The 15,936-nt window shown below is 63.1% G+C and carries 14 protein-coding genes; 9 read left to right on the forward strand and 5 right to left on the reverse strand.

Features of this window, described 5'->3' with window-relative positions; translation table 11 throughout:
• Positions 1-430: 430 nt before the first annotated feature.
• Positions 431-1,609 (reverse strand): alpha-hydroxy acid oxidase, encoded by a 1,179-nt coding sequence (locus MQW23_RS08435; protein WP_252107414.1) that lies wholly within the window; start codon positions 1,607-1,609, stop codon positions 431-433.
• A 111-nt stretch (positions 1,610-1,720) separates the two neighbouring features.
• Here MQW23_RS08435 and MQW23_RS08440 point away from each other — a divergent pair, with 111 nt between their 5' ends.
• The 8 genes from MQW23_RS08440 to uxuA all read left to right on the forward strand — a co-directional run bounded on the left by MQW23_RS08440 (position 1,721) and on the right by uxuA (position 10,460).
• Positions 1,721-2,467, forward strand: coding sequence for a GntR family transcriptional regulator (locus tag MQW23_RS08440; protein ID WP_252107415.1), 747 nt, complete (start codon positions 1,721-1,723; stop codon positions 2,465-2,467).
• Positions 2,464-3,675 carry a D-mannonate dehydratase ManD gene (gene manD, locus MQW23_RS08445; RefSeq protein ID WP_252107416.1) on the forward strand — a complete coding sequence of 404 codons (1,212 nt, stop codon included), beginning with the start codon at positions 2,464-2,466 and terminating at the stop codon, positions 3,673-3,675. Before MQW23_RS08440 ends, manD begins: the two co-directional genes overlap by 4 nt.
• Before the next feature lie 14 nt (positions 3,676-3,689).
• Complete coding sequence (locus MQW23_RS08450; protein WP_252107417.1) at positions 3,690-4,712, forward strand: Zn-dependent oxidoreductase; 1,023 nt, start codon at positions 3,690-3,692, stop codon at positions 4,710-4,712.
• A gap of 83 nt (positions 4,713-4,795) precedes the next feature.
• Positions 4,796-5,764: a TRAP transporter substrate-binding protein gene (locus tag MQW23_RS08455; RefSeq protein WP_252107418.1), complete on the forward strand. Its 969-nt coding sequence runs from the start codon at positions 4,796-4,798 to the stop codon at positions 5,762-5,764.
• 160 nt (positions 5,765-5,924) lie between these two features.
• Positions 5,925-6,503, forward strand: a complete 579-nt coding sequence (locus MQW23_RS08460) for a TRAP transporter small permease (RefSeq protein WP_252107419.1) — start codon at positions 5,925-5,927, stop codon at positions 6,501-6,503.
• A 2-nt stretch (positions 6,504-6,505) separates the two neighbouring features.
• A complete protein-coding gene (locus MQW23_RS08465) occupies positions 6,506-7,789 on the forward strand; it encodes a TRAP transporter large permease (protein ID WP_252107420.1) in 1,284 nt (427 codons plus the stop codon).
• A 2-nt stretch (positions 7,790-7,791) separates the two neighbouring features.
• Positions 7,792-9,270 (forward strand): mannitol dehydrogenase family protein, encoded by a 1,479-nt coding sequence (locus MQW23_RS08470; protein WP_252107421.1) that lies wholly within the window; start codon positions 7,792-7,794, stop codon positions 9,268-9,270.
• An 11-nt stretch (positions 9,271-9,281) separates the two neighbouring features.
• The gene (gene uxuA / locus MQW23_RS08475; protein ID WP_252107422.1) at positions 9,282-10,460 is read left to right on the forward strand and encodes a mannonate dehydratase; all 1,179 of its coding nucleotides are present in this window, start codon (positions 9,282-9,284) and stop codon (positions 10,458-10,460) included.
• Positions 10,461-10,559: 99 nt separating this feature from the next.
• Here uxuA and MQW23_RS08480 read toward each other — a convergent pair whose 3' ends face one another.
• From MQW23_RS08480 to MQW23_RS08495, 4 genes are all read right to left on the reverse strand, one after another.
• Positions 10,560-11,234, reverse strand: a complete 675-nt coding sequence (locus MQW23_RS08480) for an HAD family hydrolase (protein ID WP_252107423.1) — start codon at positions 11,232-11,234, stop codon at positions 10,560-10,562.
• On the reverse strand, positions 11,231-12,205 hold the full coding sequence (locus MQW23_RS08485; RefSeq protein ID WP_252107424.1) for a 2-hydroxyacid dehydrogenase: 975 nt from the start codon (positions 12,203-12,205) through the stop codon (positions 11,231-11,233). The genes MQW23_RS08480 and MQW23_RS08485 overlap by 4 nt, the downstream gene beginning before the upstream one ends.
• 72 nt (positions 12,206-12,277) lie before the next feature.
• Positions 12,278-13,249, reverse strand: a complete 972-nt coding sequence (locus MQW23_RS08490) for a sugar kinase (RefSeq protein ID WP_252107425.1) — start codon at positions 13,247-13,249, stop codon at positions 12,278-12,280.
• Between the two features lie 18 nt (positions 13,250-13,267).
• Entirely contained in the window at positions 13,268-14,269 is a 1,002-nt protein-coding gene (locus MQW23_RS08495) for a LacI family DNA-binding transcriptional regulator (RefSeq protein ID WP_252107426.1), read from the reverse strand.
• A 137-nt stretch (positions 14,270-14,406) separates the two neighbouring features.
• Between MQW23_RS08495 and MQW23_RS08500 the strand changes: the two genes are divergently transcribed.
• Positions 14,407-15,924, forward strand: a complete 1,518-nt coding sequence (locus MQW23_RS08500; RefSeq protein ID WP_252107427.1) for an amidase — start codon at positions 14,407-14,409, stop codon at positions 15,922-15,924.
• Positions 15,925-15,936 lie beyond the last annotated feature (12 nt).

Genomic DNA, 15,936 nt, shown 5'->3' on the forward strand with positions numbered 1-15,936 from the left:
CCACGACCGGATGGCTATATCAATGTCTAATTCTTTTTAATTAGACGTTTTCGAGTCGATGGGTGGATAGAAAATAACTAACGAACGCCCTTGAATACCCGTTTAATCGGCGTTTAGAGGCGGAAGATTAATTTTTTGAAGCTCGATGCGTCAGTTGCCTTGTTGAAAGACTTTGTTTCGAACGGTAAGAGGGTAAGTCGAATTAATGAGTTTTTGGGCGATTGAAAGTCACCCAAAAGCTCGTAACGACAGGGCTTTTAGCAATTCGAAACAGTGAAGTGGGCATTGAGAACAGAGGCTGCAATTGAGAGGGTGCGCAGGTTCAGGCGTAAAAAAGAGCGGCTTCAAAGCCGCTTATTGGGGAATTGTCAGACCTCAACGAAGGGCGCCAGCACTCTTGCGATCAGCGCACCGGGTGGCGGGGTGGGTATTAAAAGTGACGCTGTCGCAGGCACGTGGCATCGAGCGCGTCCAGGCGCGTGTGGCCGAGAAGCCCGAGCGTCGATTCCATCTCCTTTTTGAGCAGCCCCAGAGCGTGTGTCACGCCCGCTTGACCGCCGGAGGCCAGCCCATACAGCGTGGCTCGGCCAAGCCAAACGGCGTCGGCGCCGAGCGCGCGGGCCTTGATAATATCGGTGCCGCGACGAAAGCCGCTGTCGACGAACAGCTGGCAGCGATCACCCACGCGTGCCTTCACCTCGGCCAGCGTATCCATGGGCGAAAGTGAGTGGTTGAGCTGGCGGCCGCCGTGATTGGAAAGCACAAGGGCGTCCACGCCGCGCTCAGCGGCTTCTTCGGCCTCATCCGGCGAGAGAATGCCCTTGAGCATGAGCTTGCCGGGCCAGAGCTCGCGAAGCCAAGCGATATCATCCCAGTTGAGCGTCGGGTCGAGCTGCGGGCCGATGATCTGCGAGGCGCCCTGGGCGTTGCGTTTGTCCGGCGGCAGCAGATCGTCCAGGTTCTTGAACGTGGGCAGGCCGTCGGGCCAAAGGACATCGCTCATCCAGCCGGGTTTGGTGAGCAGATGCAGCAGGTTGGGAAGCGAGGGTTTCATCGGCCGGCGGAAATTGCGCACGTCCCACTCGCGGTTGCCGTAGATGGCGCTGTCGGTGGTCACCACGATGGCGTCGAAGCCGGCATCCGCGCAGCGCCGGATCATAGATTTGACGAACTCGCGGTCGCGGTAGAAGTAGATCTGCATCCACGCCGTGAGCCCTTCGATGGCAGCGATCTCTTCAAGGCGGGTGGTGGAAACGCTGCTAAGCACGAAGGGAATGCCGGCGTCTCGCGCCGCCCGGGCGAGTTTTAAATCGCCGTCGCGGGTGAGCATACCGTTGAACCCGGTCGGGCCAATGGCCAGCGGCATGGTATGAGTGTGCCCGAAAAGGGTAGTATCGAGCTTTCGCGGGCCGACGTTCGTCATCGTTTTGGGTTCAAACAGGTACTGGTCGAATACCGAGCGGTTGTGTCTGAGCGTATGCTCATCGTCGCTTCCGCCGTAAACGTACTCGAAAACGAAATTGGGTAGTCGACGCTTCGCAATCCGCTCCAAATCCTCGATATTCAGCGCTTTTTTGTAGTTCCTGCCGGTGTAACGCGGGCGTTTCATGTGTGCTTACCTTAAACCAAAGTATAGGGTCCGGGGGCTTTTGTTTGTTTCGCCATACTACCATACTAGCGCCATTGGTTTTGGGTCGAGACCCTCTTTCAGGCGGTATCCATGGGCGACATCAATCTTACGCTACAAACGCTTTGGCAGGAGACTTCGGAAACCGAGTCTGTACGTCAACGCCTTTACCAGGTGCTCAGGCAGTCCATCATTCAGATGGTGCTGGCGCCGGGTAAAGCGCTGTCCGAAAAGGAAGTGGCGGATGCCTTCTCGGTGAGCCGCCAGCCAGTACGCGAGGCCTTCATTCGTCTGTCAGAGTCAGGGCTCGTCGAGGTTCGCCCGCAGCGCGGCACGTTCGTCGTCAAGATTTCCCAACGCGCGGTGCTCGAGGCTCGCTTCGTTCGCGAAGCCGTCGAGGTCGCCGTGGTTCGCCAGGCAAGCGCCAAGGGGCTTGCAGCCTCCGTGATCGACGAGCTCAACGAGCTGATCGCGCGTCAGCGCCGCTGCATTCAGCCCCACGACGCCACGCTTTTTTACCAGCTCGACGAGCGCTTTCATAAAACGCTGTCGCTGGCCGTCGGCCAGCACGCGGCCTGGAAGGTGATCGAGGAAGTGCGCGTACAGCTCGACCGCGTGCGCTATCTGAGCGTGCCCGACACCACGCCCATCGCACGGCTGGTCGACCAGCACGTTGATATCGTATCCGCCATCGAAGAGCGCGACGTCACGCTTGCCGAGCAGGCCATGCGGCGCCACCTGCGCGAAATACTCGTTTCTCTACCCGACCTGGTTCATCGCTTTCCCGAGATGTTTGATGCTCAGGAAACGCAATCCCTCATTGAAGAGGCAGCTCCATGAAGATCGAACACGCCTATACCATCGTTACCTCCCCGGGGCGTAACTTCGTTACCCTGAAGATCGTCACCGACGAGGGCACCTACGGCATCGGCGACGCCACCCTCAACGGGCGCGAAATGGCCGTGGTCGCGTATCTGGACGAGCACGTCATTCCCGCGCTGATCGGCCGTGACCCGCAGCGTATCGAGGATATCTGGCACTATCTGTATCGCGGCGCCTACTGGCGGCGCGGGCCGGTCACCATGAGCGCGATCGCCGCGGTGGACATGGCGCTTTGGGACATCAAGGCGAAACTCGCCAACATGCCGCTTTACCAGCTGCTGGGGGGCAAGAGCCGCGAGCGGGTGATGGTTTACGGCCACGCCACCGGCCGCGACATCGACGCTTGCCTAGAGGAGGTTGCCCGCCACGTCGAGCAGGGCTACAAGGCGGTGCGCGTTCAGGCTGGCGTGCCGGGCATCGCCAGCATCTACGGCGTTGCCAAAAAAGAGGGCGAGCCCTACGAGCCGGCGGATGCGGACCTGCCCGCCGAGCACGTCTGGAGCACCTCCAAATATCTGAACCACGTACCGAAACTCTTCGCCGCCGTGCGCGAGCGCTTTGGCGACGACCTGCACGTACTGCACGATGTTCATCACCGCCTGACGCCCATCGAAGCCGCGCGCCTTGGCAAGGCGGTGGAGCCCTATAACCTTTTCTGGCTGGAGGACTGCGTGCCGGCGGAAAACCAGGAAGGCTTCGGGCTGATTCGCCAGCACACCACCACGCCGCTGGCGGTCGGTGAGGTGTTCAACAGCCTGTTCGACGCCAAGGCGCTGATCGAGAATCAGTGGATCGACTACATTCGCGCCACGCTCACCCACGCCGGCGGCATCACCCACGTGCGCCGTCTGGCGGATTTGGCCGGTCTCTACCACGTGCGCACCGGTTTCCACGGACCGACGGATCTTTCGCCGGTCTGCATGGGCGCGGCCATCCATTTCGATACCTGGGTGCCCAATTTCGGTATTCAGGAGTACATGCCGCACACCAGCGCCACCAACGAGGTGTTCCCGCACGATTACCGCTTCGAGGATGGGCACTTCCTCGTCGGCGAGAACCCGGGGCACGGCGTCGATATCGACGAGGAACTGGCCAAGCAGTACCCCTACAAGCGTGCGAGCCTGCCGGTCAACCGGTTGGAAGACGGCACTCTCTGGCACTGGTAAGGAGTTTTTTACCCATGAAAGCATTTCAGGTAAGCGCGCCCCACGACTACCGCGTCGCCGATATCGACGCGCCGACACCCGGCGCTGGTGAAGTGCTGGTGCGCGTGGCGTTCGCCGGCATCTGCGGCTCCGACATGCACATCATCCACGGCGACAACGCCTTCGTGCGCTTTCCGCGCATCACCGGCCACGAGTTCGCCGGCGTGATCGAAGCCGTTGGCGAAGGCGTCGACGGCGTGAGTGCCGGCGAGCGCGTCTGCGTCGATCCGGTCATCAGCTGCGGCGAATGTTATCCGTGTCGCATTGGCCGCCCCAACGTGTGCAGCGCGCTGGAAGTGATCGGCGTACACCGTCACGGTGGCTTCGAGGAGTTCGTCGCCGTGCCGGCCGCGAACGTGCATAAGCTTCCCGAGCACATTGGCCTCGACGCCGCCGCGCTGGTCGAGCCCTACACCATCGCCGCCAACGTGCTGGATCGTATGCAGCCGCACCCGGGCGATCGCCTGCTGATTCTGGGCGCCGGCGTGATCGGCATGACCATCCTGCAGATGGCCAAAGCCCTGGGGCTCGAAGAGATCATCGTTACTGATGTGATCGACGAGCGACTGGAGGCAGCCAAGAGCCTTGGCGCCACCCACGTTTTCAACAGCCGCACCCAGGACGTCGAGCAGGAAATCACGGCGCTGACCAAAGGCGAGGGCGTGCCGTTGATCGCCGATGCCGCCTGCGTGCCGGCGCTTTTGCCGCAAATGCTGCGCCTGGCGTCGCCCGCTGGCCGCATCGGGCTTTTGGGCTTTAGCGTTCAGCCAAGCGATCTAGTGCAGCTCGAAGTGATCAAAAAGGAGCTGACCCTGGTCGGCTCGCGGCTCAACAACCGCAAGTTTCCGGAGGTGCTCGAGCTCATGGCAAGCGGTAAGCTGGACCCGCTGGCGCTGGTCAGCCACCGGCTGCCGCTCGATGAAATGCCCGACGCCATCGAGATGCTCGACCATCGCCCGGAAGAAGCCCGCAAGGTGCTGATTCAGATCGGCGCTTGAGGGATATGAGCACCCATCACGCTAACTCAACAACCCCACGCGCGATTAACAACCAACAACGCAAAAGTGCAGGAGTGACGAAAATGATCAAGAAATTACTCACCAGCGCGGTTATCGGCACAATGCTTTTCAGCGCGCAGTCGGCGCTGGCGGCGGACTATACGCTGCGCTTTGGCCATCTGGCCAACGAGCAGAACATCTGGCACAAGGCCGCCGAGAAGTTCAAGGAGGAGGTGGAAGCCAACTCCGACGGTCAGATCGAGGTTCGCCTTTACCCGAGCGAGCAGTTGGGTAACGAAATGGATGTGATCAACAGCATCCAGCTCGGCACTGCGGATATGACCATCACCGGCGAAAGCCTGCAGAACTGGGCGCCGAAGGCGGCCATGATGGCGGTGCCCTACGCCTTCCGCGACTCCGAGCATTTGCACGCGGCAGTCGATGGCGAAATCGGCAGCGAGATCGAAGAGCAGATCATCGAGCGTACCAACCTGGTGCCGCTGGCCTGGTTCGAGCGCGGCCCGCGTGAGCTGACCTCCAACCGCCCGATTCGCACGCCGGAAGACTTGGACGGCCTGCGTCTGCGCGTGCCTAACGTGCCGCTGTTCGTCGATGTCTGGCAGGCGCTCGGCGCCCGCCCGACCCCGATGGCGTTCAGCGAAGTGTTCACCGCGCTTCAGCAAAACACGCTGGAAGGTCAGGAGAATCCGCTGAGCCTGATCGAAAGCGCGAGCTTCAACGAAGTTCAGGACTACGTGAACATGACCGGCCACGTGCGTAGCTGGATCTACGTGGTGATCGGCCGCAATCAGCTCGAAAGCATGCCGGATGAGCTGCAAACCGTCGTACGCGACGCCGCGCAGACCATGCAGAGTTTCGAGGCCGACCTGTTCGTCGAAGACCAGGAGCGTCTGGAGCAGGCGCTTTCCGAGCGCGGTATGGAGTTCATCGAGGCTGACGTCGACGCCTTTGCCGAGCAGGCCCGCCCGGCGGTGCTCGAGGCCCTGACGCCGGAGCAGCGTGAGCTCTTCGAGGCCATTCAGGACCTGTAACGCCGGTAGGCAACCAAGGTGGGCTGGTCGCAAGGCCAGCCCACTTTTGTATAGGCCATCTCAAGAACTGCAATCGTCTGAATCGCAAGATAGCTAATTGCAACAACCGAATTGCAAGAGTTTCAACTTCTAGAGCGGCTAGCCCCTCGAGGATACGTTTATGAGCTCGGATCAACACGCGCTCGAGCACGAAGCGCTACAGAGTCTGGATTCGATGTCGACGGTACCCAAACTTCAGGGGCCGGTGGGTCGGCTGATCGGCTGGGTCGATACCTGCTTTTTGACCCTCGCCGTGCTGGCACTGGTCGCTATTGCCGGCACCGTCCTGCTGCAAATCTGTTCGCGGCTGTTTCTGCCGATCTCCATCTCCTGGACCGAAGAGCTTTCGCGCTATCTCTTCATTTACATGGTGTCGCTGTCTGCTGGCGTCGTGCTGCGCCAGAACCGCAACATCAGCGTGGAGCTGTTCCATCACATGCTGAGCCCGCGCCTGCGCGCACTGTTTCAGGCGCTGATCTGTTTGGGGATCGGCGCGTTCGCGTTCATGGTGCTGCCCTATGCCTGGCAGTACGCCCAGAACGGCACCTGGCAAACCTCGCCGACGCTCAAGCTGCCCATGCTGTATATCTTCTTCTCGACGGTCGTCACCTACGCGCTGTTGCTGGTTTACAGCGCCCTGGGTGCCCTCGAGGGGGTGTTGGCGATGTGTCGCCCCGCCGTGCGTGAACAGGAGTCCTGAGCATGGAAGTCATCATTTTATTTAGTGTGTTTCTGGTGCTGTTGGTGGTGGGCATGCCCATTGCCTTCGCACTCGGCATCTCATCGATGTCCTATCTGCTGATGGAGGGGATTTCGCTGACCATCGTGCCCCAGCGCATGTTCGCGGGTATCGATACCTTCGTGCTGCTATGCATTCCCGGCTTCGTACTGGCCGGCAATCTCATGAACGTGGGCAACATCACCGAGCACATCGTGCGCTTTTCCAACGCGCTGCTGGGCCACATTCGCGGCGGGTTGGGACTTGCCAACGTTGGCGGGTCGATGATCTTTGGCGGTATCTCCGGTACCGCGGTAGCGGATTCGGCGAGCATCGGTTCGGTGATGATTCCCGGCATGGCGCGCTCGGGCTACGACAAACCCTTCGCCGCCGCCGTCACCGCGGCGTCTTCCACGGTCGGGCCGATCATTCCGCCCAGCGTGCCGATGATCATCGCAGGGTCGCTTAGCGGTATCTCGGTGGGCCGCATGTTCCTGGCCGGCGCCGTGCCTGGGCTTTTGATGGGTGTGGCAATGATGGTCACGGTGTACATCCTCGCCGTTCGCCGCGGCTATCCAAAAGAGCAGCGCGTGCCGTTTTTGCAGCTGCTGCGCGAGGCCAAAACCGCGTTTTGGGCGCTGCTGATGACCGTGATCATTCTCTACGGCATCATCGGCGGCTTCTTCACGCCGACCGAAGCGTCGATCGTCGCCTGCGTCTACGCGCTGGCGGTGGGCATGTACGTCTATAAGGGGCTGACTTGGCGCAAGCTGCCGGGCATTCTGGTCGACACCGTGCTGACCTCGTCGTCGCTTCTTCTGATGGTTGGTCTTGCCAACCTGTTCGGCTGGATTCTGACCAGCGAGCAGATTCCGCAGATGATCGCCACGCTGATCCTGTCGATCAGCGAAAACCCGCTGATCGTGCTTCTGATCCTCAACCTGATTCTGCTGTTCGTCGGCGCGTTTATGGAAACCATCGCCGCGCTGATCATTCTGTTTCCCGCGCTGGTGGGCGTGGCGACCGGCGTTGGCGTTGACCCGGTGCACTTCGCCGTCATCGCGGTACTCAACCTGATGATCGGCCTGACCACGCCGCCGGTCGGGGTGTGTCTGTTCGTGGTCGCCGGGATCGGTAAGCTGCCGATGCTCTCGGTCGCCCGCGCCATCGTCCCGTTTCTGCTCTGCAACCTGGCGGTGCTGCTGCTGGTCACCTACGTACCGGCCATTTCGCTTTGGCTGCCGAATTTGTTGATGGGGAGTAACTAACCGTGACGACGCAACGCATCGACGCCGCTACTCAAAAAGGCCGCATCGGCATCGTCCACCTGGGCCTGGGCGCGTTTCACCGCGCTCACCAGGCGGTGTATCTCGAACGCTACCGGGGCCGTACCGGCGACGGTCAGTGGGGCGTGAGTTCGGCGAACCTGCGCCGCGGCGCCTCGCTGGTCGATTCTCTGGCCGAGGCGGGCTTTCGCTACCACGTGGCCGAGTACCGCGATAGCGACAACGTGACGGTTCGCGAAGTAGGCGCCATCGAGGAGACGCTGTTCACCGGCCAGAGCCCGGACGGGCAGTGGGGGCGCGACCTGGAGGCGCTGCTGGCACGCCTTTCGGATGTAAAAACGCGTATCGTCACGCTCACCGTCACCGAAAAAGGCTACTTTTTGAACCCGGCCAGCGGCGAGCTTTTGCGCGATGACCCGATGATTCAGGCGGATATCGCCGCGCCGCAAGCGCCGCGTACCGCGCCGGGCATTCTGGTCGAGGCGCTCAAACGGCGCCGGAACGCAGGGCAGGCGCCGTTCACCGTGCTCTGCTGCGACAACATGCCGGATAACGGCGAGCGCACCCGTCAGGCGGTGGCGCAGTTTGCTCGCGTTCACGACGCCGCGCTGGCCGACTGGATTCTCGAGCGCGTCGCGTTTCCCTGCAGCATGGTCGATCGCATCGTGCCAGCAATGACCGAGCAGGATTTCGCCGCGCTCCAGACACTTGGGGTCGATGACGCCAATGCCGTGGTGTGCGAGGCCTTCTCCCAGTGGGTCGTCGAGGATCACTTCCCCGAGGGCCGCCCGGCCTGGGAAGAGGAGGGCGTGACCATGGTCGCCGATGTGGCGCCGTTCGAGACCATGAAGCTTCGTATGCTCAACGGCAGCCACTCGCTGCTCGCCTATCTGGGGTCGCTGGCCGATATCGATACCGTGTTCGACGCCGTCTCGAACCCGGTCTACAAGGCGCTTCTGAGCGCCTACATGCGCCAGGAAGCCGCGCCGACGCTGGATATGCCCAAAGAGATCGACCTGGACGCCTATGCAGATTCGTTACTGGCGCGCTTTGCCAACGACAGCCTGCGCCACAAGCTTCAGCAGATCGCCATGGACGGCAGCCAGAAGCTGCCCCAGCGCTGGCTGCAGGTCGCCGAGGCCAATTTGGCTTGCGGGCGCGACACCGCCTGCGTCGCGCTGGGCCTGGCCGGCTGGATTCGCTACACCGAAGGCAGTACGCTGGCCGGTCGCGCGTTTCGCGTCGACGATCCTATGGCCGAACAGCTCGAAGCGCTTCATCAGCGTCACGGCGGCGACCCTCGCGCACTGGTTGACGCCTTCTTCGGTTTTGAGGCGGTCATGTCCCAGGCCCTGGCGCGCAGCGAGCGCTTCAAGCAGCAGGTGCTTGATGCTTATCTCACGCTAACCGAGCGCGGCGTCGAGCCGGCCATTGCCGAGCTTGCCGCTCAGGGCGTTTGCTAAAAGGAGATTTCATGGAACATACCTGGCGCTGGTTCGGGCCCAAGGACCCGATTCAACTCGATGAGATTCGCCAGACCGGCGCGACCGGCATCGTCACCGCGCTTCACGACGTGCCCAACGACCAGGTCTGGTCGGTGGAGGCGATTCGCGAGCGCAAGGCGATGATCGAGGCGGCGGGGCTCAGTTGGTCGGTGGTCGAAAGCGTGCCGGTGCCCGAGGCGGTCAAGAAGGGGCTACCCGAGCGTGACGCGCTGATCGACACCTACTGCCAGACGCTCAGAAATCTGGCCGCCTGCGGGATCGACATCGTTTGCTACAACTTCATGCCGATTCTCGACTGGACGCGCACCGATCTGACCTACCGCCTGAACGATGGCGCCCGGGCGCTGCGTTTCGATCAGACCGCCTTCGCCGCGTTCGATCTGTACCTGCTCGAGCGCCCCGGCGCGCTCGAGGAGTACTCCGAGGCCGACCAGCGGGATGCCAAGCGCTACCTCGAGACCCTGGATGAGGCCGTGCGCGCGAAGCTCGTCGACACGCTGATCGCCGGGCTGCCTGGCGCCGAGGAGCACTACACCCTGGCGCAGTTTCGCGAAGCGCTAAACGGCTACGCGAACATCGATGCCGAGGCGCTGCGCGAGCACCTGGCCTATTTCCTGCGCGCGGTGATTCCGGTTGCCGAGGAGGTCGGCATTCGCATGGCGATCCACCCGGACGACCCGCCCCGACCGCTTCTGGGCCTGCCGCGGGTGGTTTCGACTCGTGACGATGCCCAGTGGGTGATCGACTCCGCGCCGAGCCCGGCCAACGGCCTCACCTTCTGCACCGGCTCTTACGGGGTGCGCGAGGACAACGATCTGGTCGCCATGGCGCGCCACTTCGCGCCACATATTCATTTTGCTCACCTGCGCTCGACAAGGCGCGAGACTGATCCGCGCTCGTTTCATGAAGCGCCGCATCTGGCTGGCGACGTCGACATGGTCGGCGTCGTCCAGGCACTGGTCGAGGAGGAGCGCCGCCGCGACGTTGAAGGCGGGGCGCGCCTTCCGATCCGACCAGACCACGGCCACCACATGCTCGACGATCAGCAGCGCCAAACAGCGCCGGGCTACCCGCTCTACGGGCGGCTGAGGGGCCTGGCCGAGCTTCGGGGCATGGAGGTGGCGGTGAAAGCCCTCACGGCGAGATAGGCCTTTACTGCGTTAGGCCCTTGAACGCCATCGAAAAAGCCCCGCCGGAGCTCGCTACGGCGGGGCTTTTTTGTCGGCGCGCTCTTGAAACAGGGCGTGCTAAACCGCGATGTCCTCGCGCAGCCGGTGAACGGCGTCGGCAAGTTCGCTTGCATGGCGAATCTCGACCGCGCCTTTTGGGGTGCGCTCCTCATCAGGAAAGTGGTTGAGATGAATCACCCGCATGCCGGCGGCCAGCCCCGCCTCAACGCCCACCGCCGCGTCGTCGATCACGATGCAGTGCTGTGGGGCGAACCCCATGGCCGTAGCCGCCTGGCGGTAAAGCTCCGGGTCCGGCTTCCAGACGTTGAGGGTATAGGCGCTGAAAAGCCGGCCCGCGAAATGGTGTTCGAGGCCGGTACTCTCCAGCGCGCAGCGGATCTTGCGCTCCGGCCCGTTGGAAACCACCGCCTTGGGGTAGCTTGCAAGCAAATCGAGGGCGGCCGGCATGCCGGCCACGGGCGCAAGCTCGGCGCGCATGCGCGCTTCCATGCGCGAACGCATGTCAGCTTCGAGCGTCTCGAACCGGTCCGGTGTCAACGGCGTGAAGCGCGCCTCCAGCTCGTTGACGATGGTTTGAAAGCGCACGCCGCGAAACTCCTCCATGTACTGGTTTGCCGAGAAGGGCAAGCCGAACTCGGGCAGCAGCTCGCCCATGACCTCGGCCAGCAGAATCTCGCTATCCACCAGCGTGCCGTCGGAGTCGAACAGCAGGCACAGGCCCGCATCACTCATTTCAGCACCTCGTCGTTGACCGGGCTTAGCGGGCGCTCGCCGGTCAGCGCCAGGCGCATATTGTCCACGGCGCGCTGAGCCATGGCGGTGCGCGTCTCATGGGTAGCCGAGCCGATGTGGGGCAGGGCAACGACGTTGGCCATGCCGGGCAGCGGCGAGGTATCGCCAAGCGGCTCGTTCTCGAATACATCGAGCCCGGCGCCTTTAATGACTCCGCGCTCCAGCGCATCGATCAGTGCGCCTTCATCGACCACCTTGCCGCGAGCGATGTTGACCAGAATGGCCGACGACTTCATCTTCTCGAGCTCATTAGCGCCAATCAGCTTCTCGGTCTCTTCGGTCAGCGGCACGGTGAGACAGACGAAGTCGGCTTCGCTCAGAAGCTGATCGAGCTCGCGGCGCTCGGCGCCGAGCTCACGTTCGACTTCGGGCTTGGGCGAAGCATTGGAGTAGAGCACCTTCATGTTGAAGCCGAGCGCCCCACGCCGAGCCACGGCCTGGCCAATACGCCCAAAGCCCACCAGGCCGAGCGTTTTGCCGTGCACATCGCTGCCGTAAAGCTCGGTACCCACGCCGGCTTCCCAGGCACCGGCCTTGACCCAGGTCGCCAGCTCCACCATGCGCCGCGCGGTCGCCATGATCAGCGCGAAGCCGGTATCCGCGGTGGTTTCGGTCAGCACGTCCGGCGTGTTGCACAAGAGGATGCCGCGACGGGTCAGCTCGTCGACGGGAACGGTGTCGTAGCCCACCGACACCGTGGCGATGACCTCGAGATTGGGTGCGGCGTCTAGAAACTCAGGGGTGACCGGCAGGCTCGCACCGATGATGCCATGAACCTGTGAAAGGGTCTCACGTACCCCGGCATCCGACAGATCGAAAGAGCCAAGCGGCTCGAGCAGCTCGAAATGCTCACTAAGTTCTGCCAGCTGATCGTCGTTGAGTCGTCCCTGAACAATGATGCGTTTTTTCATGCTTTCTCCTGTCGCTTGGCTGTACGCGTTATCTGACTATTGATTTTATAAACCGTTTTCGTAAACGATTTTTTAAACGTCACCCTCGAGCGCTTGCAGTCGTTCGCGAGAGGGCAGCCCCTCCATGTCGCCGACGACCTGCACCGCTTGGGCGCCGACCAGGTTGCCGCGCGCCAGCGCCCGTGCCGGCGATAACCCCTCAAGCAGCGCGCTGATCAAACCCACGGCGAAGCCGTCCCCTGCGCCGACCGTGTCGACCACGTGGGCTACCGGCTGACCGGGCACGTCCAAACTTTCCAGCGTCCCGCCCAGGCGGCCACGATAGTAGCTGCCCTGCGGCCCGAGCTTGATGACGACCGCGCTGGCGCCGCGCTCGAGGTAGAAATCCGTGATGGCCTCCGGCGTCTTTTCGCCAGTCAGGCGCTCGCCTTCGGCCAGGCCTGGCAGTATCCAGTCGGCCAGGCCCGCCAACTCGTTGAGCGTATCACGCATCTGCTCCTCGCTTTGCCAAAGCGTCGGGCGCAGGTTCGGGTCGAACGAGATGGTGGCGCCGTTGGCGCGGGCGCGCTCCATCAGTCGGCGGGTGAGCGCGAGGGCGCTATCCGAGAGCGCCGGGGTAATGCCGGTCACGTGTAGATGGTCGAGACTCGCGAAATCCACCGCGTCGGCGTCGACGGTGCTTAGATGGCTCGCCGCGCTCCCCCGGCGGAAATACTCCACCCGCGGGTCGCCGCCGTGCTCGGCGCGCTCCTTGAACATCAACCCGGTGGGGTGCTCCGGGTCGGTGACGATATAGCGATCATCGATGCCCTCGGCGGTCAGCGTCTGGCGCACGAACTCGCCGAAGCTGTCGCGGCCGATCCGGCTTAACCAGCTGACCTGAAAGCCGAGCCGCGAAAGGCCGATGGCGACGTTGTTGTCGGCGCCGGCCAGCCGGCGGTGGAAGTGCTCGATGGTAGCCAGCGGCCCGGTTGAGTCGGCCACGAGCATGCCCATGGCCTCGCCAAAGGTGAGAACACAGAGCGCAGAGGATTGGGTCGACATGGGAGATTCTCCAAAGGGTCAGATAAGGGGGAAATCGGGATGGATCGTACTGCCTCGCGCTAGCAGATGCGGCGCGTGGCGATCGGTAATGCGTGTGCCAAGCGGGTCGAGCAGGCGCGCGATCGCCGCCTCGCCGATGGCGTCAAACGGCTGCGCCAGGGTCGTGATCCCCGGGCCGACCAGGGCGCACCAGTCGAGCTCGTCGATCCCCATCAGGCCCACGGCACCCAGGGTGAGCCCCAGCGCCTGAAAGCCCTGCACCGCGCTAAGCGTCGCGGTGCCGTTGGCGCAGAGCACCGCGGTGGGCGCTGGCGGCGTCTTGAGCGCCTTCAACGCCGGATAAAGGCGTGCAGGATCGAGACTCGACTGGACGTGCGCAGTCAGTTGTCGCTTGGCACTTTGGTCGATGAAACGCTCCAGGCGCTCCCGGCGGGCGCTAGCGGTGGCCGGGTCGTTGGTGACGTAGAGTACCTGGCGGTAGCCCCGCGCGACCAAATGATCCAGGGCGGTATCGATGGCAAGCGCGTTGTCCAGCCCGACCACGGCGCTGCTGACGCTGGGAATTTCTCGGTCCAGCAGCACTACCGGCACGCCGGTTTGAGTGAGCGAGTCGAGCACCTGGTTAGGGGCGCCCACGGCGTTGACCACCAAACCTTCCACCTGGTAGGCGCTCAAAAGCGCCAGGTGGCGCTGCTCCTGGGCCGGGTCATTTCCGGTATTGCAGACGATGAGCGAGTAGCCCCGAGTGCGTGCGGCCTGCTCGACGCCGTGCACGGCGGCGACGGAAAACGGATTTCGAATGTCGGCCACCAGCATGCCCAAAAGCCGGGTGCCGCCGCCTTTCAACCCGCGTGCCATCAGGTTGGGCTGATAGCCAAGCGCCCTCGCGGCGGTGTCGATACGCGCTTTGAGCGTTGGGGATAACTTGTCGCGCTCCGGCCCGAAAAAGCGCGAAACGCTGGTTTTCGAGGTATTCGCCGCTCGGGCGACTTCAATGAGCGTAGCGCGGGGAATCGTCATTCGTAAGGCCGTTAAAGGGGTGTGGGAACGTTCCCATTAATGGCGCTAACGTTATCGCGTTCGCCCACCCTGGGCAATATCGCCAATGGTGGTAGAGTAGCCTTTTTAAGTGAACGGGCCGGTCCGGGAGGCGTTCGGTGAGGGTAGAGGAGTACCAGGGTTTCGACGCCACGGGGCTTTCCGAGCTCGTTCGTCGCGGTGAGGTCAGCCGTGAAGAGCTTTGCGAGGTGGCCATCGAGGCGATCGAGCAGCGCAACCCGGCGCTGCGCGCGGTGGTGCGTACCCGCTTCGAGCAGGCGCGTCGCGAAAGCCGCGCCGTGGATCAAAACACTTGTTTTGCGGGCGTGCCCACTCTTGGCAAGGATCTGTTGATGGCGATCGCCGGTGAGCCGCTGGCGGCGGGAAGCGCTTCGCTTGCCGGGTGGCGCCCCCTTGAGGATTCGCCGCTCATTACACGGGCGCGGCAGGCGGGGCTCGTGGTGTTGGGTCAAACCGCCACGCCGGAGTTTGGCTTAATGGCCATTACCGAGCCGAAAGCGTTTCCCCACCCGCACAACCCTTGGCGCGCCGGCTATTCGCCGGGTGGCTCAAGTGGCGGCGCCGCCGCGGCGGTGGCCGGCGGCCTGGTGTCTCTGGCGCTGGCCGCCGACGGCGGTGGCTCGATCCGCATTCCGGCAAGCTACTGCGGTCTGTTTGGCTTCAAGCCGACCCGCGGGCGCACGCCGCTTCCACCCGCTCAGGCCGAGGTGTGGCAGGGCGCGGTGGTCGAGCACGCCATCACCAAAAGCGTGCGCGACAGCGCCGCGCTGTTGGAGCACATCAACGGCTCAGGCCCCTGCGGCCCTTACCCGGTGGCTCGAGAAACCGGCTACCTGGCCGCGCTGTCATCACCCAGCCCGCGGCGGCGCATCGCGGTCTCCTTTGGCGACCCATTAAGCCAAAGCCTCGGCACACGGCTCGATCCAGAAACGCGAAAGGCCGTCGAACACGCCGCGAAAACGCTGGCCGATATGGGCCACGAGGTGAGCTGGTGCGACCCGCCGGTCGACGGCGCCCGTTTGGCCAGCAGCTACCTGACGCTTTATCTCGGCCAGGTCGCCGCGGATCTGGAGTGGGTAAGCCGGGAAACCGGAGTAGCGCTTGGCCGGCTCGATATCGAGCCGGCCACCCGGGCCATCGGCCGCCTTGGCGCCAAACTCTCGGCCAGAGAGTACGAGCTTGGACGGCGCGAGTGGTTCGTGGCGGCAGAGCAAATGAGCGCATTTCACCAGCGTTTTGACGCGCTGGTGATGCCGGTGACGGCGTCAAGCGCGCCGCGCCTGGGCGAGCTTTATCCTTCCGCTGCCAGAGAGCGGCTTTTGACGCTGCTGGCAGTACCCGGGCTCTCCCGACTGGCGCTGCGGGCCGGGGCGCTTACGCATTTGGCGACCGAAGCGCTCGCGCGCACGCCGTTTACTCAACTGGCGAATTTGACCGGCCAGCCCGCCATGTCGCTGCCGCTTCATCGCGATGCCGGGGGCCTGCCCATCGGCGTGCAAATCGTTGGCCGCTTTGGTGATGACAGGGCGCTTTTGCAGCTCGCTCATGACCTCGAAGAGTGCGAAAACTGGCAGCGCCACCTGCCATGCCAGGCGTTTTCAGCGCAGCAAGCGTAAACTACACCGCTT

Origin of the sequence: Halomonas sp. S3-1-1 (assembly GCF_023757625.1) — a bacterium.
Classification (GTDB): domain Bacteria; phylum Pseudomonadota; class Gammaproteobacteria; order Pseudomonadales; family Halomonadaceae; genus Vreelandella.

Coding starts and splice junctions, on each gene's coding strand:
- MQW23_RS08435 (WP_252107414.1), bottom strand. CDS start 1,609: ATGAAACGCCCGCGTTACACCGGCAGGAACTACAAAAAAGCGCTGAAT.
- MQW23_RS08440 (WP_252107415.1), top strand. CDS start 1,721: ATGGGCGACATCAATCTTACGCTACAAACGCTTTGGCAGGAGACTTCG.
- manD (WP_252107416.1), top strand. CDS start 2,464: ATGAAGATCGAACACGCCTATACCATCGTTACCTCCCCGGGGCGTAAC.
- MQW23_RS08450 (WP_252107417.1), top strand. CDS start 3,690: ATGAAAGCATTTCAGGTAAGCGCGCCCCACGACTACCGCGTCGCCGAT.
- MQW23_RS08455 (WP_252107418.1), top strand. CDS start 4,796: ATGATCAAGAAATTACTCACCAGCGCGGTTATCGGCACAATGCTTTTC.
- MQW23_RS08460 (WP_252107419.1), top strand. CDS start 5,925: ATGAGCTCGGATCAACACGCGCTCGAGCACGAAGCGCTACAGAGTCTG.
- MQW23_RS08465 (WP_252107420.1), top strand. CDS start 6,506: ATGGAAGTCATCATTTTATTTAGTGTGTTTCTGGTGCTGTTGGTGGTG.
- uxuA (WP_252107422.1), top strand. CDS start 9,282: ATGGAACATACCTGGCGCTGGTTCGGGCCCAAGGACCCGATTCAACTC.
- MQW23_RS08480 (WP_252107423.1), bottom strand. CDS start 11,234: ATGAGTGATGCGGGCCTGTGCCTGCTGTTCGACTCCGACGGCACGCTG.
- MQW23_RS08485 (WP_252107424.1), bottom strand. CDS start 12,205: ATGAAAAAACGCATCATTGTTCAGGGACGACTCAACGACGATCAGCTG.
- MQW23_RS08490 (WP_252107425.1), bottom strand. CDS start 13,249: ATGTCGACCCAATCCTCTGCGCTCTGTGTTCTCACCTTTGGCGAGGCC.
- MQW23_RS08495 (WP_252107426.1), bottom strand. CDS start 14,269: ATGACGATTCCCCGCGCTACGCTCATTGAAGTCGCCCGAGCGGCGAAT.